Source organism: Enterobacter cloacae complex sp. HYC033_NIDB, assembly GCF_056673335.1.
In genome coordinates, this window is sequence record NZ_CP115123.1 from 2,727,341 (window position 1) to 2,750,517 (window position 23,177).

Annotated in this window: 21 protein-coding genes; 13 read left to right on the plus strand and 8 right to left on the minus strand. The window is 54.0% G+C overall.

The window, feature by feature from the left end:
- Position 1: 1 nt before the first annotated feature.
- The 8 genes from O1721_RS13125 to O1721_RS13160 all read left to right on the plus strand — a co-directional run bounded on the left by O1721_RS13125 (position 2) and on the right by O1721_RS13160 (position 8,331).
- On the plus strand, positions 2-712 hold the full coding sequence (locus O1721_RS13125) for a C40 family peptidase (RefSeq protein ID WP_032668965.1): 711 nt from the start codon (positions 2-4) through the stop codon (positions 710-712).
- Positions 713-741: 29 nt separating this feature from the next.
- Complete coding sequence (locus O1721_RS13130) at positions 742-1,083, plus strand: hypothetical protein (protein WP_072026015.1); 342 nt, start codon at positions 742-744, stop codon at positions 1,081-1,083.
- Positions 1,084-1,126: 43 nt separating this feature from the next.
- A complete protein-coding gene (locus O1721_RS13135) occupies positions 1,127-1,732 on the plus strand; it encodes a tail assembly protein (protein ID WP_032668962.1) in 606 nt (201 codons plus the stop codon).
- A 53-nt stretch (positions 1,733-1,785) separates the two neighbouring features.
- A complete protein-coding gene (locus O1721_RS13140; RefSeq protein WP_479953046.1) occupies positions 1,786-5,364 on the plus strand; it encodes a TipJ family phage tail tip protein in 3,579 nt (1,192 codons plus the stop codon).
- 1 nt (position 5,365) lies between these two features.
- Positions 5,366-6,331 (plus strand): DUF6453 family protein, encoded by a 966-nt coding sequence (locus O1721_RS13145; protein WP_032104413.1) that lies wholly within the window; start codon positions 5,366-5,368, stop codon positions 6,329-6,331.
- Positions 6,332-6,390: 59 nt separating this feature from the next.
- Positions 6,391-7,689 (plus strand): phage tail fiber protein, encoded by a 1,299-nt coding sequence (locus O1721_RS13150; protein ID WP_047719380.1) that lies wholly within the window; start codon positions 6,391-6,393, stop codon positions 7,687-7,689.
- An 82-nt stretch (positions 7,690-7,771) separates the two neighbouring features.
- A complete protein-coding gene (locus tag O1721_RS13155) occupies positions 7,772-8,011 on the plus strand; it encodes a hypothetical protein (protein ID WP_022650864.1) in 240 nt (79 codons plus the stop codon).
- Positions 8,011-8,331: a hypothetical protein gene (locus tag O1721_RS13160; protein WP_032668956.1), complete on the plus strand. Its 321-nt coding sequence runs from the start codon at positions 8,011-8,013 to the stop codon at positions 8,329-8,331. Before O1721_RS13155 ends, O1721_RS13160 begins: the two co-directional genes overlap by 1 nt.
- 259 nt (positions 8,332-8,590) lie before the next feature.
- On the opposite strand, the gene O1721_RS13165 is transcribed toward O1721_RS13160, so the two are convergent.
- Together O1721_RS13165 and yeaG are read right to left on the minus strand one after the other, a co-directional pair.
- Entirely contained in the window at positions 8,591-9,874 is a 1,284-nt protein-coding gene (locus O1721_RS13165; RefSeq protein ID WP_032104144.1) for a YeaH/YhbH family protein, read from the minus strand.
- 89 nt (positions 9,875-9,963) lie between these two features.
- Entirely contained in the window at positions 9,964-11,898 is a 1,935-nt protein-coding gene (gene yeaG, locus O1721_RS13170; RefSeq protein ID WP_006809140.1) for a protein kinase YeaG, read from the minus strand.
- Between the two features lie 432 nt (positions 11,899-12,330).
- On the opposite strand from yeaG, the gene O1721_RS13175 reads away from it, so the two are divergent.
- Positions 12,331-13,077, plus strand: coding sequence for a MipA/OmpV family protein (locus O1721_RS13175; RefSeq protein ID WP_017384691.1), 747 nt, complete (start codon positions 12,331-12,333; stop codon positions 13,075-13,077).
- Between the two features lie 66 nt (positions 13,078-13,143).
- Here the strand turns inward: O1721_RS13175 and O1721_RS13180 are convergent, their stop codons facing one another.
- Positions 13,144-14,028 carry a D-hexose-6-phosphate mutarotase gene (locus O1721_RS13180; protein WP_032104146.1) on the minus strand — a complete coding sequence of 295 codons (885 nt, stop codon included), beginning with the start codon at positions 14,026-14,028 and terminating at the stop codon, positions 13,144-13,146.
- Between the two features lie 74 nt (positions 14,029-14,102).
- Positions 14,103-15,098: a glyceraldehyde-3-phosphate dehydrogenase gene (gapA, locus tag O1721_RS13185; protein WP_006809136.1), complete on the minus strand. Its 996-nt coding sequence runs from the start codon at positions 15,096-15,098 to the stop codon at positions 14,103-14,105.
- A 341-nt stretch (positions 15,099-15,439) separates the two neighbouring features.
- Between gapA and msrB the strand changes: the two genes are divergently transcribed.
- Positions 15,440-15,853, plus strand: coding sequence for a peptide-methionine (R)-S-oxide reductase MsrB (gene msrB / locus O1721_RS13190; protein ID WP_003857865.1), 414 nt, complete (start codon positions 15,440-15,442; stop codon positions 15,851-15,853).
- A gap of 41 nt (positions 15,854-15,894) precedes the next feature.
- Positions 15,895-16,173, plus strand: a complete 279-nt coding sequence (locus tag O1721_RS13195) for a YeaC family protein (protein ID WP_003857863.1) — start codon at positions 15,895-15,897, stop codon at positions 16,171-16,173.
- A gap of 60 nt (positions 16,174-16,233) precedes the next feature.
- Here O1721_RS13195 and chiD read toward each other — a convergent pair whose 3' ends face one another.
- The 4 genes from chiD to sppA all read right to left on the minus strand — a co-directional run bounded on the left by chiD (position 16,234) and on the right by sppA (position 21,296).
- Positions 16,234-17,490, minus strand: a complete 1,257-nt coding sequence (chiD, locus tag O1721_RS13200; protein ID WP_032104147.1) for a chitinase ChiD — start codon at positions 17,488-17,490, stop codon at positions 16,234-16,236.
- A gap of 219 nt (positions 17,491-17,709) precedes the next feature.
- Positions 17,710-18,351, minus strand: a complete 642-nt coding sequence (gene pncA / locus O1721_RS13205; protein WP_017384686.1) for a bifunctional nicotinamidase/pyrazinamidase — start codon at positions 18,349-18,351, stop codon at positions 17,710-17,712.
- 9 nt (positions 18,352-18,360) lie between these two features.
- A complete protein-coding gene (gene ansA / locus O1721_RS13210) occupies positions 18,361-19,377 on the minus strand; it encodes an asparaginase (protein WP_023303507.1) in 1,017 nt (338 codons plus the stop codon).
- Between the two features lie 62 nt (positions 19,378-19,439).
- Positions 19,440-21,296 (minus strand): signal peptide peptidase SppA, encoded by a 1,857-nt coding sequence (sppA, locus tag O1721_RS13215; protein WP_023303508.1) that lies wholly within the window; start codon positions 21,294-21,296, stop codon positions 19,440-19,442.
- 167 nt (positions 21,297-21,463) lie between these two features.
- Here sppA and O1721_RS13220 point away from each other — a divergent pair, with 167 nt between their 5' ends.
- Positions 21,464-22,015, plus strand: a complete 552-nt coding sequence (locus O1721_RS13220; RefSeq protein WP_032104149.1) for an NAD(P)H nitroreductase — start codon at positions 21,464-21,466, stop codon at positions 22,013-22,015.
- A gap of 116 nt (positions 22,016-22,131) precedes the next feature.
- Positions 22,132-23,175 (plus strand): selenide, water dikinase SelD, encoded by a 1,044-nt coding sequence (selD, locus tag O1721_RS13225; protein ID WP_017384682.1) that lies wholly within the window; start codon positions 22,132-22,134, stop codon positions 23,173-23,175.
- Positions 23,176-23,177: the final 2 nt, after the last annotated feature.

The window sequence follows — 23,177 nt, forward strand, 5'->3', positions numbered from 1 at the left end:
TATGCGTCAGAAAACCATTGATGCGATTATGGCGCATGCCGCCGCTGAATATCCTCGTGAGTGCTGTGGTGTGGTGGCGCAGAAAAGCCGGGTGGAGCGCTACTTTCCCTGCCGTAACGTGGCCGATGACCCTGAGGACAATTTTGTCCTTTGCCCTGAAGACTACGCCGCGGCGGAAGAATGGGGGCCGGTCACTGCTATCGTTCACAGCCACCCTGACGCCACCACCCAGCCGAGCGAAACTGACAAGGCCCAGTGTGATCTTAACGGGCTGCCCTGGCACATTGTCAGCTGGCCGGAAGGCGACCTGAGAACCATCATGCCGCGGGGAGAAATTCCTCTAATTGAACGACCTTTCGTCCTGGGCGTGTACGACTGCTGGGGGCTGGTGATGAGTTATTTCCGGCAGACGCACGGCATTGAGCTGCATGATTACCGGGTAAATTATCCATGGTGGGAAAATGACTACCCTGACAATTTCTATCAGGAATGCTGGTACGAATGCGGTTTCCGTGAATTTGACGGCCCGCCGCAGCCTGGCGACATGGTGATTATGCAGGTGCAGGCTGATAAGTGGAACCACGCGGGAATTCTGCTGGAGGGCAATATGCTGCTGCACCACCTGTACGGTCACCTGAGTCAGCGAGTACCATATGGCGGTTACTGGCAGGAACGAACGATGAAGATTCTACGTTACAAATCTCTGTGCTAACCTTTTGTAAAACCAAAGGGGATAGGGATATGAAAAAAGCATTTTTGGCACTTTCTTTGTTAATCATGGCTGGATGTTCGAGCATGCAGGATCTTCGGAATGAGCCAGCGTCAAATACTTTTCAATCAAGGAAAAAAATTGATGCGGTATCTGAATGTATACTTGTTGGCTGGCAAGAAGAAAGCCAAAAATACGGAAGCGTTTTTATTCAGCCTTATGACGGTGGCAAAACTGTTTTTACACAATCTCAACTTGAGATGGTTGATTTAATATCTGAAGGTGGAATTACCAAGATAGAATTTCGACATCAAGGTGGCCTTTTTGCTTATCGAATCAACAGCCGGATAAAAGTAATAGAACACTGTATCTAACCAATACTTAACCCGCTTCGGCGGGTTTTTTTATGGTGAGAATATGAAAGAAGTAATGACAACAATTCAGCTCGGCGGAGTATTAGGAAAGACCTTCGGTAAAACACATAAACGACTGATATCCCGTACTGGTGAAGCAGCTATTGCTTTAAGTAAAACATTACCCGGTTTCGAAAGCTTCATGATCAGCAGTAAGCGTCGTGGATTAACTTTCGCAGTATTTAAAGGAAAAAAGAATATTGCCGCCGATGAGATGGGTTTTCCGTGTGAAGGCGACGTAGTAAGGATCATGCCAGTTGTTATCGGTAGTAAGCGCGCTGGTCTTTTTCAGACCATATTAGGAGCAGTTTTAATAGCCGCGGCTGTCTTTGTTTCTGGTGGTGTTGGCGCTGCTTTCGCTGCTGGTGGATTGACGGGGTTTGCTGCTGCCACTGGTGCCTCGTTGGTCCTCGGTGGGGTTATTCAACTGCTTTCACCGCAGCCATCAGGCATAGCCAGTAAACAAAGCGCAGATAACCGTGCATCGTATGCGTTCGGCGGGGTGACAAATACCGCCGCACAGGGCTACCCGGTTCCGCTCCTTTACGGCCGCCGGCGAATCGGCGGGGCAATTATTTCCGCCGGGATTTATGTCGAAGATCAGCAGTAGATAACAAACCTTTTTACAAGCCACCTTCGGGTGGCTTTTTTTATGGGCGCGATATGGCGAATAAAATTACCGGACAAAAAGGGGGGAGCTCCAGCTCCCGAACTCCTACCGAACAGCCTGATGATCTGCAATCTGTAGCGAAGGCAAAGATCCTCGTTGCGCTTGGGGAAGGGGAGTTTGCTGGACAGCTCACCGGGAAGGATATCTACTTGGACGGAACGGCGCTGGAGAACGCCGACGGCTCCCAAAACTTCAGCGGCGTTACGTGGGAATTTCGCTCGGGTACGCAGGCCCAGAAGTACATTCAGGGCATTCCCGGTACCGAAAACGAAATCAGCGTGGGAACCGAGGTAACGAGCGCTACAGCGTGGACACGAACCTTCACCAATACACAGCTTTCGGCGGTTCGTTTACGCCTCAAATGGCCTTCGCTTTTCAAACAGGAGGACGATGGCGATCTGGTTGGTTACTCGGTTAATTATGCGATTGACTTGCAGACGGACGGCGGGACATGGCAGACAGTCCTCAATACCAGCGTGACCGGGAAAACGACCTCAGGTTATGAGCGTAGCCACCGTATTGATTTACCTCAGGCAGGCAGCACCTGGACAATCAGACTACGAAAAATTACCGCTGACGCCAACAGTGCGAAGATCGGCGACACGATGACGCTACAGAGCTTCACTGAGGTGATTGATGCGAAATTGCGATACCCGAACACCGCGCTGCTGTACATCGAATTCGACTCCAGCCAGTTTAATGGTTCTATACCTCAGATCTCCTGTGAGCCTCGTGGCCGCGTTATTCGGGTTCCTGATACTTACGACCCAGAAACCCGCTCTTACAGCGGGACATGGACCGGGGCATTTAAGTGGGCATGGACGGATAACCCTGCGTGGATATTTTACGATCTGGTTGTTTCTGACCGGTTCGGCCTCGGTCACCGTTTGACTGCTGCTAACATCGATAAATGGACGCTTTATCAGGTCGCCCAGTATTGCGATCAGATGGTGCCGGACGGTAAGGGTGGCGATGGAACAGAACCACGCTATACCTGCAACGTGTACATCCAGGACCGAAACGACGCTTATACAGTCCTGCGTGATTTTGCGGCCATATTCCGTGGCATGACGTACTGGGGCGGCGATCAGATCGTTGCTCTGGCCGATATGCCCCGTGATGTGGATTACAGCTACACGCTCGCAAATATTGTCGGCAAACCCCGTTATTCAAGCAGCACCACGAAAACGCGCTACACCACAGCGCTGGTTTCATGGTCCGATCCGGGTAACGCCTATGCTGACGCGATGGAACCCGTATTCGAGCAGGCGCTGGTGGCTCGGTACGGCTTCAATCAGCTGGAAATGACAGCCATCGGCTGCACCAGACAGTCAGAAGCGAACCGAAAGGGGCGCTGGGGTATTCTCACCAACAACAAGGATCGCGTTGTTTCGTTCGATGTCGGGCTGGACGGAAACATACCGCAGCCAGGCTATATCATCGCTGTGGCAGACGAGCTGCTTTCCGGAAAGGTTATGGGCGGTCGCATCAGCGCCGTTAACGGTCGCGTTATCAAACTTGACCGTGTAGCTGATGCAGCAGCAGGTGATCGTCTTATCCTCAACCTTCCCTCCGGAGCGTCACAGAGCAGGACCATTCAGGCGGTTAACGGGGAATCGGTCACAGTAACCACCGCGTACAGTGAGACGCCTCAGGCCGAAGCTGTCTGGGTGGTTGAGTCAAACGAACTCTACGCGCAGCAGTATCGTGTTGTGAGCGTCGCTGATAACGATGATGGCACTTTCACCATTACCGGTGCATGGCACGATCCGGATAAATATGCCCGAATCGATACCGGAGCCATCATTGACCAGCGGCCGGTGAGCGTGATCCCGCCGGGCAACCAGTCGCCGCCTGCGAACATCGTGATCAGCTCGTTTTCTGTGGTGCAGCAAAATATCAGCGTCGAAACGATGCGCGTGAGCTGGGACCAGGCGCAGAACGCTATCGCCTATGAAGCGCAATGGCGCCGCAACGACGGGAACTGGGTTAACGTGCCGCGCAGCTCTACAACGTCATTCGACGTACCGGGGATATATGCCGGGCGCTACCTGGTGCGCGTGCGCGCAATCAATGCCGCAGAAATCTCGTCCGGATGGGGCTATTCAGAAGAGAAAACGCTGACCGGTAAAGTGGGCAATCCGCCGAAACCGGTCGGCTTCATCGCTTCCGATAATGTGGTATTTGGTATCGAACTGAGCTGGGGATTTCCGGCGAATACCGACGACACGCTGAAGACGGAAATTCAGTACAGCCTGACCGGTACCGAAGACGATGCGATGCTGCTGGCAGATGTACCCTATCCGCAGCGCAAGTATCAGCAGATGGGCCTTAAGGCAGGGCAAATTTTCTGGTACCGCGCGCAGCTGGTGGACCGCAGCGGAAACGAATCAGGGTATACAGACTTTGTGCGCGGACAGGCCAGCATTGATGTATCCGATATCACCGATGCCATTCTGGAGGACATGAAAGGCTCCGATACGTTCAAAGACCTGATCGAGAACGCGGTGGACAGCAATGAAAAAATTGCTGGCATGGCAAACGACATCAAACAGGCCAACGACGAACTGGAGCAACAGGCGCAGAAAATTGCCCAAAATGCCCAGGATATCGGGAAGGTTCAGACCAGCGTTACAAACCTGTCGAGCACGGTCGGAGATGTGTCTTCTTCTCTGAACGAACTTGAGCAGACAGTGGCGACTGCTGATACCGCGCTGGGTCAGCGAATCGATAACATCAGCGTGTCTGTGGACGGTATGACGGGAGGAGTGAAGAACTCTGCCATCGCGATTATTCAGGGCAATCTGGCGCAGGTAGCGGCGCGCAAAACGCTGTCGGCATCGGTCGCCGGTAACAGCGCGCAGCTGGACCGCATTGATGAGGTGATCGTCAGCGAGAAGGAGGCAACGGCGCGTTCGCTGCTGAGTTTGCAGACTGACGTGAACGGCAACAAGGCATCCATCAACAGCCTGAACCAGACGTTCTCCGATTATCAGCAGGCCACCGCCACGCAGATAAACGGCATCACGGCGACCATCAACGGGCACACTTCAGCGATCACCACCAACGCGCAGGCCATTGCGAACGTCAACGGCGACCTGAAGGCGATGTACAGCATTAAGGTCGGGTTATCCAGCAATGGTCAGCTTTACGCGGCAGGGATGGGGATCGGCGTTGAGAATACGCCGTCCGGCATGCAGTCGCAGGTTATCTTCCTGGCTGACTGCTTCGCCGTAACGCACCAGGCCGGAGCGACCGTTACGCTTCCTTTCGTTATCCAGAATGGGCAGACCATAATTCGGGACACGGTTATTGGAGACGGGACGATTGGAAACGCCAAGATCGGCAGCTATATCCAATCTTCAACCTGGGACGGCACAGGGAACGTTGGCTGGCACATCAACAAATCTGGCTACGCGACGTTTAACAACGTGACCGTTCGCGGCTCGATTTACGCCACAAACGGTAATTTTTCTTTCAATGGCTCCGGCAATACAACGGTGATTAATGGTAATGGCGTAACCATTAATATTCCGGGTGGCGGCCGCATCGTACTGGGGACGTGGACATAAAATGCCGACAGGACTACTGATTGACCTGAATGACGGCGGAAAGCGCATGGAGATAACTGCGGGCCTGCGATGCCCGTCGTTTGGGGCCAACTTTGACAGTGGCTACCAGAAAGCCAAGTACGCTGATGTTGCCGGTTATGTTTCCGGGGCGCAGGTGCTGTTTATCCCTCACGCGACGGCTTACCTTGATTCAGGGCTGCTTCATAAAATGAACTCGGTCACCATATCCGGTGGCCGCGTAACGCAGAACTCCACGATGAAGGATGTAAGTATCAGTGAGCGTGAGAGTACGTACACGTTCCCCGGAAGCCTCTGGCAGATATTTCCGTCAGGCCAGCGTAGTGGGGTGGGACTGCTCATAAGCAACAGCACTGACTTCACCTCAATAACCAATGCCACGCAGTCAGGGCAGTGTATCTGGAAGGGGACCGTCAATGTCCCCACAGGCGGCTGGGCAGTTCCCACGATAGCGGGGTACGACAAGTCCAAATATATCGTCTTTGGGCGCTGTAATAGCGGTAACACCGTCGATTTCGATGGCAACACGGTCAGGTTCTTCAGCCCTCCATCCACCAACGATGATGCTCCAACGACCGGCACGATAGATATTGTCATCTTTGCCAGTGGCGTGGCGCCGCAGCCGGGCACCGGGCTCAACATCTTCAATGCAGCCGGGGCCTGCACGTTTTCAACGACAAAGCGGCCTTTCGTCTACCTCAACCAGCTCTGGACGCCTTCAAAAAATGCCGTGAGCATCGGCAGCGGGTATGTTCCGCTGGGTAGGTTCGGGCTGATGGCTCACGAAGTTAATGGCATGTACGTGTATCGAATGTTCGGAATAAAAATACAGAACGGCAGTGCTTCAGTTCAGGGTGGGAAATATCTGGGGCGCGAGCGGTATGCAATTTTTGGTAATGACACGGTAACGCCACTGAACCTTCCCGTTCTTCCCGATATGTACGTCTGAATAAACAGTCTTTTTAATCAACCTCGCTTCGGCGGGGTTTTTTATTGCCTGGAGAAAATATGCTTTATAACACTGGCACCATCGCCATTAACGGAAACACCGCAACCGGCACCGGCACGAACTGGACGGCGCCAGCCAGTCAGATTCGGGTTGGCCAGACGTTGTTTGTTCTTTCTAACCCGGTACAGATGTTTCAGATCACCGCCATCAACAGTGCGACGTCACTGACGGTTACGCCTGCCGCGTCTCCGGCGTTGAGCGGACAGAAATACGGCATTCTTGTTACTGATAGTCTCTCGGTCGACGGCCTGGCGCAGAGCATGTCTCAGCTCATCAACGAGTATGACGAAAACATCGGCGCGTGGGAGACGTTCGCCACCACCTCAGCAAACCAGAACATCACCGTTACCATCAACGGCGCTCGTGTAACTATTCCGGCGATCGGCAAAATGGTCCAGAAAGGGAGCAATGGGGCGGTAGGAGTTTCGGACGGCGGGACCGGGGCAACGAATGCCGCTGACGCTCGCACAAACCTCGGTTTGGGAAGTAGCGCCACGAAGGACGTTGGAACAGCCGCAGGAAACGTCATGCAGGTAGGCGCATTCAACCTTGGCGCTATCCAGGGGGACGGTCCAACCCTCGATAATATGGACGGGTTCACGCCTACCGGATTTACCTCACATCAAAATGATGGTCTGACTCAGTTGGGCCTGACATCGAATACAGGACTAACTTCCATCATTCTCAATCGGGGCAACAGGCCAACCAGAATACATCAGGCATACTCTCTACGTCGTACCTGGTTTTCATATTACAGTGGGAGCGCATGGGCCTATCATGAAGCTTACACTACTGGTAATACGACAAAATCAAGTGATGGTACTTTGAAGGCGGCGTCCCCTGTCGCCCGTATTGTTAAATCCCGTGAGGACTGCCAGCGTGAGGACATTGATTCTGACGGTTTCAGCTGGTGTGGAGGTGGAACTGCCAATGAAGAAGCTGAAGGGATCAAGATTTCAAGACTGGATGTTGGTGTTTATGTCCTGACTGGTTCAGCGGGACTGGCCTCTGAGGGCTGGCAGTTATTGCCACCAATGGACCCGGGAGGGATGGGCGAGTTGGGAGTGGTTGAAGCAGAGCAAACCGAAAGCGGCGGGCTGACTATCCGCCTGTATAAGCGGAAATATATACTCAACGAAGAAGGCGAAATTGTTAAAACGAAAGGGGCTCCTATAGATGTTCCTGCCAACAGCTGGATCGACGTTCGCCTCGATATGCCAGAGGATAGCATCTGGAAAACAAGAGCTTCCGAAGCTTCTCTTGAACTGACAGAGCAGCCTGAGGACATTCAGCCTTAAAAATTAATAGGCGAACCCAAATTGATCTGCATCCCATTTGAAACTACTGTATATAAACACAGTAAAAAAGGGAGTGCAGATTATGCCCCGAATTTCAGATATTCAGGCCGCCTTTATTGCGGCCATAGAGCTTAACCCAAAGGGCTACCGCTACCTGAGAACAGACAGCTTTATAGAAAAGTTGCGTGGTTTTAACTGGCACTTCACCCGAGCCGACGCCAATGCATGGATAGAGCGTAATCAGCCAGGCTTCGCTGACAAGACGACAGACGGTAGCGATAACCGGTACTGGATCCTGAGAAACATGGGGAGGGTCCTCTGATGGGATTTGCATCCCCTGCGACCGATTACGTCGAACGCCAACTTTCTCCATCCGTTCTGTGCAACATAGGGACGGAAAGCAGGGTAATTGAAACAGATGTTGGGTTTGCAGTCATTGAGCCAGCCACGAAAAAAAGGCCAGGAGATGTATTGTTAATTTTGTGCGACGGCCACACGCAGTTTGCAAAACTGATGGGTAAGTCATTGATCACGGATGATGGCGAGGCAATAGAGGGAACCGCTCTGGAAGAGGTGGAAGTGTTGGGCAGAGTGACGTTCTTCATCAATCGTGCATTAGATGATGATTGCCCTGCAATATAGATAAAGTTCCCCATGCTTCACTGACGAATAACCAGCCATAAGCGGCTGGTTTTTTGTGTGGTTTGGTCGGAACGAGAGAATTTTAACCTCCATCCCATGATGGCATCCTAAAGCTCAAAGGAAGTTTTGCATAATCACTTCTTCAAAATCGCATTCCCCAAAATAAAATTTAAGTGAATGAAAAACATGGAGAAAAGTGAGGATGAAAATGCAATAAAATCAGCCAGAAAAACAGAGTTAACTGGCTGATTAATAACATTTAATTGGAGGTTGTCGAACTCTGCTTCTGGAACAGTTCCCGGAAGACCGGGTAGATGTCATCCTGGTCACGAATGTGCTGCATCGCAAAGTTATCGAACATCGCTTGCAGATGCTCATACTCACGCCACAGCGTCTGGTGGGCGCGACGGGTAATTTCAATGTAGCTGTAGTAACGCACCACCGGCAGGATCTTCTTCGCCAGAATTTCATGACACAGCGGCGAGTCATCCGCCCAGTTATCGCCATCCGATGCCTGCGCGGCGTAGATATTCCACTGCGCCGGATCGTAGCGCTCCTTCACCACCTCGTCCATCAGCTTCAGGGCGCTCGACACGATGGTGCCGCCGGTCTCCTGCGAGTAGAAGAACTCATGTTCATCCACCTCTTTCGCCTGAGTGTGATGGCGGATGTAGACCACCTCCACGTTCTTATACGTTCTGCTCAGGAACAGATAGAGCAGAATATAAAAACGCTTAGCCATATCCTTGGTGGCCTGATCCATTGAACCTGATACGTCCATCAGGCAGAACATCACCGCCTGACTGGAAGGCTCCGGCCGTTTTTCGTAGTTCTTGTAGCGCAGGTCGAACGTGTCGATAAACGGCACCCGGTCGATCTTCGCCCTCAGTTCGGCGATCTCTTTACGCAGGCGCTCCTCTTCCAGCAGTTGTGCGGGTTCCGTGTTTTCCACCACTTTCAGGCTGGTTTCCAGCTCGCGCAGTTCGCGCCGTTTGCCTGCCGTCATCGCCGTGCGTCGCGCCAGTGAGTTTTGCAGTGAACGCACCACGCTGATGTTGGCGGGCACCCCGTTTGCGGTATAACCCGCGCGATGGGTTTTGTATTCGTTGAGCTGACGGTGCTGATTCTTTCTCAGATTCGGCAGGGCCAGATCCTCAAACAGCAGGTCGAGATATTCGTCTTTTGAAATCTGAAAGACGAACTCGTCCTGGCCTTCACCGTCCTGGCTGGCCTGCCCCTGACCGCTGCCAGAACCGCCGCCTCCGCCTTGGGGCCGCTCGATTCTGTCATTCTGGACGAAGTGGTCATTACCTGGGTGCACGCGATGGCGAAGGCCGCCACGCCCCTGATGAAACATCGGTTCGCTGATGTCATCGTTAGGGATGGAGACGGATTCGCCGCTGTCGACGTCGGTCACCGAGCGTTTGTTGATGGCCTCGGAGATCGACTGTTTAATTTGCGATTTATAACGGCGCAAGAAGCGCTGGCGATTCACCGTGCTCTTGTTTTTGCCGTTAAGACGCCGGTCAATAAACCAGGTCATATATCCCCCGTACTGCATTTGCCAACTTGCAGCGTCCGTAAGTACCGGACATTTTGTTGGCCCGGTAAGCGCGTTACCGGGCACTTGTCTTAAGACGATTTACGCACGCGCAGATACCATTCACAGAGCAGGCGGACCTGTTTGCGGGTATAGCCTTTTTCCATCATACGGTCGACAAAATCGTCGTGCTTTTTCTGCTCGTCGGTTGAGGTTTTGGCGTTGAACGAGATGACCGGCAACAGCTCTTCCGTGTTAGAGAACATTTTCTTCTCTATAACCGTGCGCAGTTTTTCGTAGCTGGTCCAGTTCGGATTGCGGCCGTTGTTATGCGCTCTGGCGCGCAGCACGAAGTTCACAATCTCGTTTCGGAAGTCTTTCGGATTGCTGATCCCGGCTGGTTTCTCGATTTTTTCAAGTTCCGCGTTCAGGGATTCACGGTCAAACAGCTGGCCGGTATCCGGGTCGCGATACTCCTGATCCTGGATCCAGAAGTCAGCGTAGGTGACGTACCGGTCGAAGATGTTCTGGCCGTATTCGGAATAGGATTCCAGGTAGGCGGTCTGGATCTCTTTGCCGATAAACTCGGCGTATTTCGGGATCAGGTAGCCTTTCAGGAACTCCAGGTAGCGTTCAGCCTGCTCCTGTGGGAACTGTTCACGTTCAATTTGCTGTTCCAGCACGTAGAACAGATGTACCGGGTTGGCGGCCACCTCCGCGTGGTCGAAGTTAAAGACGCGGGAGAGGATCTTAAACGCGAAACGCGTCGACAAACCGTTCATCCCTTCGTCGACCCCGGCGTAATCGCGGTATTCCTGGTACGATTTCGCTTTCGGGTCGGTATCCTTCAGGCTTTCACCGTCATACACGCGCATTTTTGAGTAGATGCTGGAATTTTCCGGCTCTTTCAGGCGCGACAGGATCGAGAAGCGCGACAGTGTTTCCAGCGTTCCCGGTGCGCAAGGGGCATGAACCAGCTCACTGTGGTTGAGCAGTTTTTCGTAAATCTTGATCTCCTCGGAGATCCGCAGGCAATAAGGCACTTTGACGATGTACACACGGTCAAGGAACGCCTCATTGTTTTTGTTGTTACGGAAGGTCACCCATTCAGATTCGTTAGAGTGGGCAAGGATAATCCCGTTAAACGGCAGGGCGGAAATACCTTCTGTCCCGTTGTAGTTCCCTTCCTGGGTGGCGGTCAGTAGCGGATGCAGCACTTTGATCGGTGCTTTAAACATCTCGACAAATTCCATAATCCCCTGGTTGGCGCGGCACAGCGCACCGGAATAACCGTAGGCATCCGGGTCGTTTTGCGCGTGATGCTCCAGCTTACGGATATCGACTTTACCCACCAGCGCCGAGATATCCTGGTTGTTCTCGTCACCGGGTTCAGTTTTAGCGATGGCGATCTGCTCGAGGATAGACGGCCACACTTTCACGACGCGGAACTTGGTGATGTCCCCGCCAAACTCGTGCAGACGTTTTGCCGCCCACGGCGACATGATCGTACCGAGATAGCGATGCGGAATTCCAAACTCTTTTTCCAGAATTTGCGCATCCTCTTGCGGATTAAACAGGCACAGCGGATGGTCATTGACCGGGCTGCGTTCGCCGTTGGCGCTCAGCACATAGATCGGCACGCGCTGCATCAGCGCTTTCAGCCGTTCAGCCAGGGAGGATTTACCCCCACCGACAGGACCCAGCAGGTAAAGGATCTGTTTCTTCTCTTCCAGCCCCTGAGCGGCATGCTTCAGGTAGGAGACGATCTGCTCAATGGCGTCTTCCATGCCATAGAACTCTTCAAACGCCGGGTATCGGGCGACCACCCGATTCGAAAATAGACGGGAAAGCCGTGGCTCCAGGGCAGTATCAACCATGTTTGGCTCACCAATAGCCATCAATAGCCGTTCTGCCGCATTGGCATAGGCACTGCGATCTTGCCGACAAATGGTAAGAAACTCCTGCAGTGTGAACTCTTCGTCCTTGGCAGCTTCGTAGCGCTGGCGATAGTGATCGAATATATTCATGGCATGCCGTCCTTTCGTTTTTTAGCACAGGATAAGAGCCGTTCGTATGAGTAGTGGAGGCTCCCGGAAGAGAATTTTTCGCACCTCACTGCCAGAGCAGCAACCTGTGTGCCAGGTCGAAGGCTATGAACCGCAGGGTGTTCAGCAAAACCTCTTCTTAAATTAAAGCGTAGATGGCAATTGCAAAACTTGCATACGGATAAAATCTACTTTCAATGACATATCAATAACTCATCCAAAAATTTCCACTGCGGTTATAAGCGAAAAGTGGGTTTTTCATTTATCGGTCACATAAATGAAAGCGGGATGTCATCTGAAAAATGAAAAATAACGGGTTAATCAAACGGATTAGCGCGCAAAAAATTTTGGGATGTACGGGAATGGCGGTTACACTTCACCCGCTGATTATTTGACTACAGGAAAGAATGGATTGTGACCAAACTCAAACTTCTGGCATTGGGCATCCTTGCCGCTACCGCAGCGAGCACCGTACAGGCTGAGAGCCAGTGGACTGTTGGCGCGGGTGCTGGCGTGATTAACAGCCCGTACAAGCAGTATGACCGCGACGTTTATCCTGTCCCCGTTGTCACCTATGAAGGCGATAACTTCTGGTTCCGTGGGTTGGGCGGTGGCTACTATCTGTGGAACGATACGGCCGATAAGCTCTCCATCATGGCCTATTACGATCCAACGCACTTTAAACCAGGCGACAGCGACAGCAATGCGCTTCGTCAGCTGGACAAACGCAGAAGCTCACTGATGGCGGGGCTTTCTTACGTCCATAATACCGAGTATGGCTTCCTGCGCACTGCGCTGGCGGGCGATACCCTGGACAACAGCAACGGCTTCATCTGGGATCTGGCGTGGCTTTATCGCTATACCAACGGCGCAGTGACGCTGACGCCGGGTATTGGTGTGCAGTACAGCAGCGAGAATTACAACGACTACTACTATGGCGTGTCTAAAGCGGAGTCTCGCCGCAGCGGTCTGAAGAGCTACAGCGCGGATGATGGCTGGGACCCGTACCTGGAACTCACCGCCTCGTATAACTTCCTCGGTGACTGGAATGTGTACGGCACTGGCCGTTACATTCGTCTGAGCGATGAGGTGAAAGACAGCCCGATGGTCGACAAGTCCTGGTCTGGCATCTTCTCCGTGGGTGTGACCTACAAGTTCTGACCAGAACGTGATGCATTAAAACGGGGCGCTAGCGCCCCGTTTGTTTTTTATGATGCCTGAACAATATTAGCGCTTCACAATCTTGATCGTCTGGCCTAAGCGGGACGGTTTTTCTTCGCTGGTTTTCTGCGGCGCGGTCACGCACGCGGTTTCCACGCACACGAAGGTCTTGTAACCGTCATCCGGGATATCCGCCATGCTGACGGAAAGGGCAGGGCCCGGGTTCCAGCCCACCACGTTGCTGTGGTGGTGATGAACCACATCAATACCGCGGTTCAGCGCGCTGTCGTGGATGACGCTACAGGCTTCCGGGTGCAGATACACGCGGTCGGTACGATCCGGGAAAGTCTGCACGCCGTCGTCCAGCTTGCCTTCTTTCGCGTTATCCACTTTGTCGATAAAGGTATCGCCAAGTCCGCTCACCTTAACGGCCTGAATGTCGCCTACGTTGAAATAGGTGTGCAGGGCGGACGTTGTTTCAAATTCGCCGTGCGCTTCCAGTTCAATCTCGCAGGTTTTACCCAGCTTGAAGCGGGCATACAGGGTGAACTCGTGTGGCCACAGGGCACGCGTTTCATCATTCGCCTGGAGTTCAAAGGTCAACACCGCACCGTTTTCATCTTCGTTGTGGGCTTTCAGCGTCCACTGCTGGTTACGGGCGAAACCGTGTGAGGGTAAACCCTGCTGCGCTGACGGGCCAAACCATGGCCAGCAGATCGGTACGCCGCCGCGGATCGCCGCCCCTTTTTTGAACGAGGTGGCCTCGCTCAGCCACAGGCCTTCTTCTTCACCTTCTGGTTTCCAGGAGAGCAGGTGGGCGCCATTGAGCGCTACGGAGGCTTTAACGCGCGGATGATCAACGACGATGATATCGGCACCGTCGATCTGACGGCGGGAGAGCACAGGGGTAAGTTGTTCGACTACCGGAAGTGCAAAAATTTTATTAATCATTAAGCAATCCTCTGTCTAAAAACAATAAAAAAGGCGACCGAAGTCGCCTTTTAGGATCAAGCACTCATCTCAACTTATTTGGAGATGTGAGCGATCAGGTCCAGTACTTTGTTAGAGTAGCCAGTTTCGTTGTCGTACCAGGAAACCAGTTTCACGAAGTTGTCGTTCAGTGCGATACCTGCTTTAGCATCGAACACGGAAGTGCACACTTCGCCGTTGAAATCGGTAGATACAACGTCGTCTTCGGTATAACCCAGAACGCCTTTCATTGGGCCTTCGGAAGCAGCTTTGATTGCTTTCTTAATTTCTTCATAAGAAGCAGCTTTTTCCAGACGAACGGTCAGGTCAACAACGGATACGTTAGGAGTTGGAACGCGGAACGCCATACCAGTCAGTTTGCCATTCAGTTCTGGCAGTACTTTACCTACTGCTTTAGCAGCACCGGTAGAAGATGGGATGATGTTCTGAGCCGCGCCACGGCCGCCGCGCCAGTCTTTGTGAGACGGGCCATCAACGGTTTTCTGAGTAGCGGTGGTTGCGTGAACGGTAGTCATCAGACCTTCGATGATGCCGAAGTTGTCGTTGATAACTTTAGCCAGCGGTGCCAGGCAGTTGGTGGTGCAGGATGCGTTGGAAACGATGTCCTGGCCAGCGTAAGTTTCGAAGTTTGCACCGCGAACGAACATTGGGGTGTTGTCTTTGGAAGGACCAGTCAGAACAACTTTCTTCGCACCCGCAGTGATGTGTTTACGTGCAGTTTCGTCGGTCAGGAAGATACCGGTAGCTTCAGCTACAACGTCAACACCGATTTCGTTCCATTTCAGGTTAGCTGGGTCTTTCTCAGCAGTAACGCGGATGGTTTTGCCATTAACAACCAGGTGGCCGTCTTTCACTTCAACGGTGCCGTCGAAACGACCGTGAGTTGAGTCGTACTTCAGCATGTACGCCATGTATTCAGCGTCCAGGAGATCGTTGATACCAACGATTTCGATGTCAGAACGTTTCTGAGCAGCACGGAAAACAATACGGCCGATACGGCCAAAACCGTTGATACCTACTTTGATAGTCATATATTCCACCAGCTATTTGTTAGTGAATAAAAGGTTGCCTGTAAAATTACAAAAACCTTACGCAGCGTCAAGCGGAATCGTGTCAATCATTGCGACAAATCAATCCTGTGACTAACGTTTGTGCGACTGACTCGCCTCACTTTCCCTTTGAGCTAGCAACCACATGGGGGCTGCGCCCGGAATTTTAAAGGCCTCGCAGGATTAAAATGTGAAATTGATCACAATTGCCTGACCGCCTTTTCGCGGCACATAAGTTTAGAACAAAAGTGCACGCGCGGGTGTTAATGTTTTGTTAGAATCTGGGTTAAAAGATGTCTGTTTCAACAGCGAGATGTAAGCATATGTCGAACCAACGTAACCCCGACGATTTGAAAAAAAACCTTACAGAGATGCAGTTTTACGTGACGCAAAATCACGGCACAGAACCGCCGTTTTCCGGGCGTTTGCTGCACAACAAACGGGAAGGCGTCTACCACTGCCTGGTGTGTGATGCACCGCTGTTTAACTCCCAGACGAAGTACGATTCTGGCTGCGGCTGGCCGAGCTTTTACGAGCCTGTAAGCGATGATGCGATCCGCTACCTGACGGACACCTCGCACGGCATGGTACGCACCGAAATTCGTTGCGGGAACTGCGACGCCCATCTCGGGCATGTTTTCCCGGATGGCCCGCAGCCGACGGGGGAGCGTTTCTGCGTAAATTCGGCTTCCATGAGCTTTACCGATGATGAAAACGGCGACCAGACCAAGGGTTGAAAAAACGATTCAGCAAATTATTCCTTTGAAAGGGAGAGATCATGAATATTGATGACATGATTGCAGGTATGACCCCGGAGGTTTATCAGCGTCTGGTGACGGCCGTTGAGCTGGGAAAATGGCCGGACGGTGTGGCGCTCACACCTGAGCAAAAAGAGAACAGTTTGCAGCTGGTGATGCTGTGGCAGGCGCGTCACAATACCGACGCCCAGCACATGACCATCGACACTAACGGTCAGATGGTGATGAAAAGCAAGCGCGAGCTGAAAGAAGACTTCGGCATCACGCCGAAGCCGATTGCGACGATGAAAATGCAATAACGGTGCGGGTTGATGCCCTCACCCAACCCTCTCCCCGTGGGAGAGGGCTTGATTGTCTTACTACTGATGCGGGATCCCAAGCGACTCCGCCAGCTGTTTCGCGAGCTGGTTCTCGTCGTCAGCCCCGTACTCCCAGAACATGGCGCCAGCCAGACCTTTTTCCTTGATGTAATCCGCTTTGATCGCCACGGAGCGCGGGTTCTCATAGGAAATCGCAAACAGCGCCTTACCGTCGGCGGATTTCACCGACAGCCACGGCACTTTCGCCTGTTCGTCCCAGTGCTCGGTAAAGCGTTTCTGCGGATCGTTCAGCAGTTTGCGGACGATATCGTTGTATTTCACATAGGTATCTTTGGTCAGATCATAGCCAAGCGATTTAAACAGGCTCAGTTCCTGCGGCCCGAAGTAGGGCTGGGTGACAGGATTTTTTTGCGCATCCGGTTTCGTCCAGTCGATCCCTGGCTCTACGGCACGTTTCGGCACGCGCCCATAGAAACCAATTCCGAGGTTCATCTGCTGCGGCTTCAGCCCGGCGGCCAGATAGTTATTCACCACAAAATCGACGCTGTATTTATCGGCAGCGGCCACGGTCGGCCAGGCGCTGGAGTCATACAGATTCGCGTTAAAATACTGAGTACCGTACGCCATGTCGTAGGTCATCAGGTTGATGTAATCGAGCAGGGGGGCAATGGCTTTCACATCCACCCAGCTTTTCGGACTTTCCGCATTCGCGCCCACCGCAATCGTGACCAGCTTTTTCTTACCAAACGCGTCACGCATCTCTTTTAACAGCGCGGTGAAATTATCCCTGTCGGCAGGGGTGCTTTCGACAAGTCCCCACGCGCCGTTGACCGGATATTCCCAGTCCAGGTCGATCCCGTCCAGGCCGTATTGACTGACGATCTCCTGCGCGGAGCGAATAAATACCGCGCGACTCTCTTTGGTCGCCGCGGCACCAGAAAAACCACGCGCGCCCCAGCCGCCAACGGAAAGCAGGACTTTCAGGTTCGGGTTTTGTTTACGAAGCTGAGGAAGTAACGCCAGATCGGATGCCACCTTAGGTGATAACCAGATTTGATGCAGTTTTGCCGGATCTTTCAGCACGGCGTTGGTTTCGTCTTTCTCGTTGTTATAGACCAGACCAAACGAGTAGTTGAGGTGAGTGATCTGGCGGACGTCGAGTTTATTAATATCGCCACCCGGTCCGGCGGTAACATCGCCACCGCCATTGAAGTAGCCCACGGACATCAGGGGCGCGGCGGAAGCCAGTGACGCGCAAAGCAAGGGTAATGCTGCCAGCAAGGGCAAACGTTTCATATAAGTTCCTCTTTGACCAAATAAAAATAACCACGCCACAGAAAAGGCGTGGCGAAAAAACAGCCTGAAGAGAATAGCATCGCCGTTTCGCTTGTGATGCGAGGGAGTTCACTTTATGGGGATTGGGGAAGAAATGCCGGGTGGCGCTGACGCTTACCCGGTCTACAAAACCAGAGAAAGTAGGCCGGGTAAGGCTAAGCCGTCACCCGGCTAAAAAGCTTACGCCTGCGTCTCCATCCAGTCAGCCAGCGTATACAGCGTTGCGCCTTCTGCGGCCATATCCATAAACGCCTGAGCGCTGTCATGCGGCTGAATATTCACCCCGCGACAGCCGTCGGTGATGACATTCACGGTATAGCCCAACTGGAGCGCATCCAGCACGGTGAACTTCACGCAGTAATCCGTCGCCAGGCCCAGCACAATCAGCTCGGTGATCTCATGGTGGCGCAACCACGCGTCCAGCGCCGTCTTCTGACGATGACCGTTATCAAAGAACGCGCTGTAGCTGTCGATGGTTGGGTTTTCACCTTTGTGGAACACCGCGTCGATGGCCTTCTGGTTCAGCAGCGGATGCAGCTCAGCGCCTTCCGTCTGCTGCACGCAGTGATCGGGCCAGAAGGTTTGCGCCAGCCCGTCCAGTTCGCCCTGGCTGTAAGGCTCAACGTTGTGCTGGCTGGCAAAGCTGCCGTGGTTTGCCGGATGCCAGTCCTGACTCGCCACCACCGCTTCACCACGAGCTTTACACCACTCAATCAGCGAATTCGCGACGTCTACGGTGCTGTCGCCTTCCGCGACGGCCAGCGCACCGCCCGCACAGAAATCATTTTGCAAATCGACCAGTAACAGGGCGCGTTGCTTCATGGGACCTCCTTATTCGTCCGGCGTCAGTTCACCGCGCAGGTTTTGCATCATGGCGCGGCGAATGGAATCAATATCCAGATCCTGACTCAGTAAATAGTGAAGTTTAGTCAGCGTTGCCTCAACGGTCATATCGAAACCACTGATCACCCCAGCGTGCGCCAGGGCATTACCGGTGGCGTAGCCGCCCATATTGACTTTGCCGGACATACACTGGGTGAGGTTGACCACCACAATCCCGCGATCGCTCGCCTCCTGAAGCTCTTTCAGGAATTCACCGTTCTGCGGGGCGTTACCCACACCATAGGAGCGCAGGATCAGCGCCTTCACCGGCTGGCGCAGGAAGTTGCGCACCACGTCAGCGGAAATACCCGGATAAATCGTCACTACGCCAATCGGCTGCGGGGTGATGGGGTGAACGATCAGCTCGCCTGCGGTATTCGGCGCGGGCGGCGTGCCCAGACGACGGATATGGATCCCCGCTTCCAGCAGCGGTTGCAGGTTAGGTGAGGCAAAAGCGTCAAAGCCGTCAGCGTGCGCTTTAGTGGTACGGTTCCCGCGGTACAGTCGGTTGTTGAAGAACAGCGTTACCTCGTTGATCGGGTAATTAGCGGCCACGTACAGGGAGTTAAGCAGGTTGATCTGCCCGTCTGAACGCAGTTCCGCCAGCGGGATCTGCGAGCCGGTCACGATGACGGGCTTGCTCAGGTTCTCCAGCATGAAGGAGAGCGCCGAGGCGGTGAACGCCATGGTGTCGGTACCGTGCAGGATCACGAAGCCGTCGTACTGGTCGTAATGGGCTTTAATATCGTCCGCAATATGCTGCCAGTCTTCCGGCGTCATGTCGGAGGAGTCCATCAGCGGCTCATATTCGTGGATGGTAAAGTCCGGCATTTCCGGACGGTGGAATTCAGGCATCAGCGCCAGCTGGCGCTGTAAGTGGCCGGAAACCGGGATATAGCCATTTTCTGAGCGCTGCATACCGATGGTACCGCCGGTATAGGCGACATAAATTGATTTCTTCTGCATGGTAATGAGTTCTTGTTCTTCAAAAGAAAAAATCCCCTCTTCACGGGAAGAGGGGACGGTTTTTAACGCACGTTCGCACAGGTCAGGCAAAACGCGTAGCGGCTTTGTGGATCATTAAAGGCTGCGAGCTTGTCGCTCTCCGCTTTCATGGCTTTCGCCGCGGTCGCCACCGGCGCCGGCAGATAAGCCTGAAGCGCGTCCGGCAGCATGGCACGAACGGAGCCGGACATGCTGTCCACGACCATATCGAAGAACGTTGGTTCGTCCTGATAATAGTCCACGTGCCACTGCTTGAGCTTCGCCAGCTCCGCTGCTTTCTTCACGGCGTCGTCGAAGTCACCCAGACTGTCTACCAGGCCGTTACTCTTCGCGTCCTGGCCGGTCCAGACATGGCCCTGAGCGATCTGGTCAATCTGATCGGGCGTCTTTTTACGGGAGTCCGCAACCAGCGTGATGAAACGTTTATAGCCACTCTCAATGCTGAGCTGCATCATCTCAGACACCTCAGGCGGCAGGGATTTGGTGACGGACACATCCGCCAGCGGCGAGGTGGAAACGCCGTCGGTGTGGACGCCGAGATAATCCAGGCTGTTCTCTACGGTGTTGATCACGCCGAAGATGCCAATCGAACCGGTCAGCGTGCTTGGGTTAGCCACAATGTAGTTGGCTGGCGTCGAGATCCAGTACCCCCCGGAAGCCGCCATGCCGCCCATCGATACCACTACAGGCTTGCCCGCGGCGCGCGCGGCGGCCAGTTCAGCACGGATCACTTCAGAGGCGCTGACGCTGCCGCCAGGGCTGTTCACCCGCAGGACAATCGCCTTCACTTTCGGATCCAGGCGCGCATCGCGGATCTGCGACGCGGTAGTGTCCCCGCCGACGTTCCCCGGCGTTTCTTCGCCATCCATAATGGCCCCGTTAGCAAACACCACGGCGATGCTGTCACCACTGTCGTCCGGCTTTTTCGCGGCGTAGTCATACATGCTGATGGCGCTGTAGTTTTTATCCTCTTTACTCCAGCCGAACTGTTTGGTCAGCGCTTTTTCAATTTCAGCGCTGGAACCCAGCTGATCGACCAGTTTGTTATCAAGCGCGTATTTCGCTGTATCGCCGTCCACCTTGCGCAGGCCGTCCAGCACGCCGCGCGCGCCCGGGAAGACCTGCTCAGCGGTAATCTGACGGTTAGCGGCAATGGTGCCGAGGTAGTTCTGCCACAGCTCGCCAATCCAGCGGCTGTCCGCTTCACGGGCGGCAGGGGACATATCATCGCGGATAAACGGCTCCACGGCGGATTTATAGGTCCCAACGCGGAAGACGTGGGTGGTGACCTTCAGCTTGTCGAGCAGCGATTTGTAGTACAGACCGTTAGTGGCAAAGCCATGCAGATCGACCGTACCCTGTGGCGAAAGCCAGATCTTATTGGCAAAGCTCGCCAGATAATATTGTCCCTGGGTGTAGCTGTCGCCAATGGCAATAACCGGTTTACCGCTGTCGCGGAATTCGCGCAGCGCCTTACCGATGTACTGCATTGACGGCTGATCGGCGCCGGCAAAATCTTTCAGGTCCAGCACGATACCGGTAATGTTACGATCGTCTTTAGCCTGACGGATGGTGTCGACGATATCAAACAGGGAGTTTTCCTGAAGACGGTCTGACGTTGCGCCGAACAGCTGGCGACCAATCACGCCCAGACGGTTGCTGGTCGATGGCTTATCAACAATCACCCCGGTGATATCGAGTAACAGCGCGCCGCGCGTCGAATGCTGCGACTGGTTTGCGTTGCTGATATGCATCCAGATACCTGCGCATACCAGGACCAGGAAGATGAAGAAGATGTTCATCACCAGGTTGCGGACGAAGTTGAGCAGTCGCCACGTCCATTTAAAGAAACCGGCAAAGATTCGCCAAAGGGTTCGCATGTATTCTCCCTAACCAGAAAAGGACTGTTTCCGTCGCCACGGGACGGTAATGTGCGGTTATCGTAATGACCCAACCGCCACTTGTCAGCAGGAATCGCCTGCCACGCTGTAACAAATTCTGCTGTCGTGTTAATTTTGTGAGTAAATTTCATGAAAGGAGTTAACCAATGGACGCACTTGAACTGCTTGTTAACCGTCGTAGCGCTTCCCGCCTGGCCGAACCGGCACCCGTCGGCGAGCAGCTGGAAAACATTCTGCGTGCCGGAATGCGTGCGCCGGACCATGGCACATTGCAGCCGTGGCACTTCTTTATTATTGAAGGCGAAGGGCGCGACCGCTTCAGCCAGCTGCTGGAGCAGGGGGCTGTTGCCGCAGGCCAGGATGAGAAGGGGATTGATAAAGCCCGCAGTGCGCCATTCCGCGCGCCGATGATCATCGCTGTCGTGGCGAAATGTCAGGCCGACCATAAGGTGCCGGTCTGGGAGCAGGAAATGTCCGCAGGCTGCGCGGTAATGGCGATGCAAATGGCCGCCGTCGCGCAGGGCTTCAATGGCATCTGGCGCACCGGACCGCTGACCGGGAGCGCCGCCGTGCGGGAAGGTTTCTCCTGCGGCGAACAGGATAAAATTGTCGGCTTCCTCTATCTTGGCACCCCGCAGCTTAAAGCTTCCAGCACCATTAGCGTGCCGGACACCACGCCTTTCGTCAGCCGTTTTTAATCACCCGCGCTAAACTGTCTGGATTCTGAGCATCCGCCGCAGAATTCAGACAGTCATACTTACCTCTTTATGGAATGAGCGCTACCATAGCGCGATTGAGATGACAGGAGACGTCCATGAGCGAGCAAACCATTCGTTTAACGCAATACAGCCACGGAGCCGGTTGCGGTTGTAAAATTTCCCCGAAAGTGCTGGAGACCATCCTGCACAGTGAGCAGGCGAAGTTTGTCGACCCGAACCTGCTTGTCGGTAACGAAACGCGTGACGATGCAGCGGTTTATGACCTGGGTAACGGCACCAGCATTATCAGCACTACTGACTTCTTTATGCCGATTGTCGACAACCCGTTCGACTTCGGGCGCATTGCGGCCACCAACGCCATCAGCGATATCTTTGCGATGGGCGGTAAACCGATTATGGCGATCGCCATTCTGGGCTGGCCGATTAACACCCTCCCGCCGGAGATTGCCCGCGACGTGATCGAAGGCGGACGCTTTGCCTGCCAGCAGGCGGGTATTGCCCTGGCCGGTGGTCACTCTATCGATGCGCCGGAGCCGATCTTCGGCCTGGCCGTCACCGGCGTGGTGCCGACCGAGCGCGTGAAGCGCAACAGCACGGCGCAGGCGGGCTGCAAGCTGTTCCTCACTAAGCCGCTGGGCATTGGCGTACTGACCACTGCCGAGAAGAAATCCCTGCTGAAGCCCGAGCATATCGGTCTGGCAACGGAAGTGATGTGCCAGATGAACCTCGCCGGTGCGGCATTCGCCAATATCGACGGCGTGAAGGCCATGACCGACGTGACCGGTTTTGGTCTGCTGGGGCACCTCTCTGAAGTCTGTCAGGGCGCGGGCGTGCAGGCGCAGGTCTGGTATCAGGATGTGCCTAAGCTGCCGGGCGTGGAAGAGTACATTGCTCAGGGCGCAGTGCCGGGCGGGACGCAGCGCAACTTCGCCAGCTACGGCCATTTAATGGGCGAAATGCCGGAAGCGTGGCGTAACCTGCTGTGCGATCCGCAAACCTCCGGCGGCCTGCTGCTGGCGGTGACGCCGGAAGCTGAAGCTGACGTTCAGGCGACGGCTGCCGAGTTTGGCATCACCCTGACGGCCATTGGTGAGCTGGTGACCGCCCGCGGTGGTCGCCCGATGATTGAGATCCGTTAATT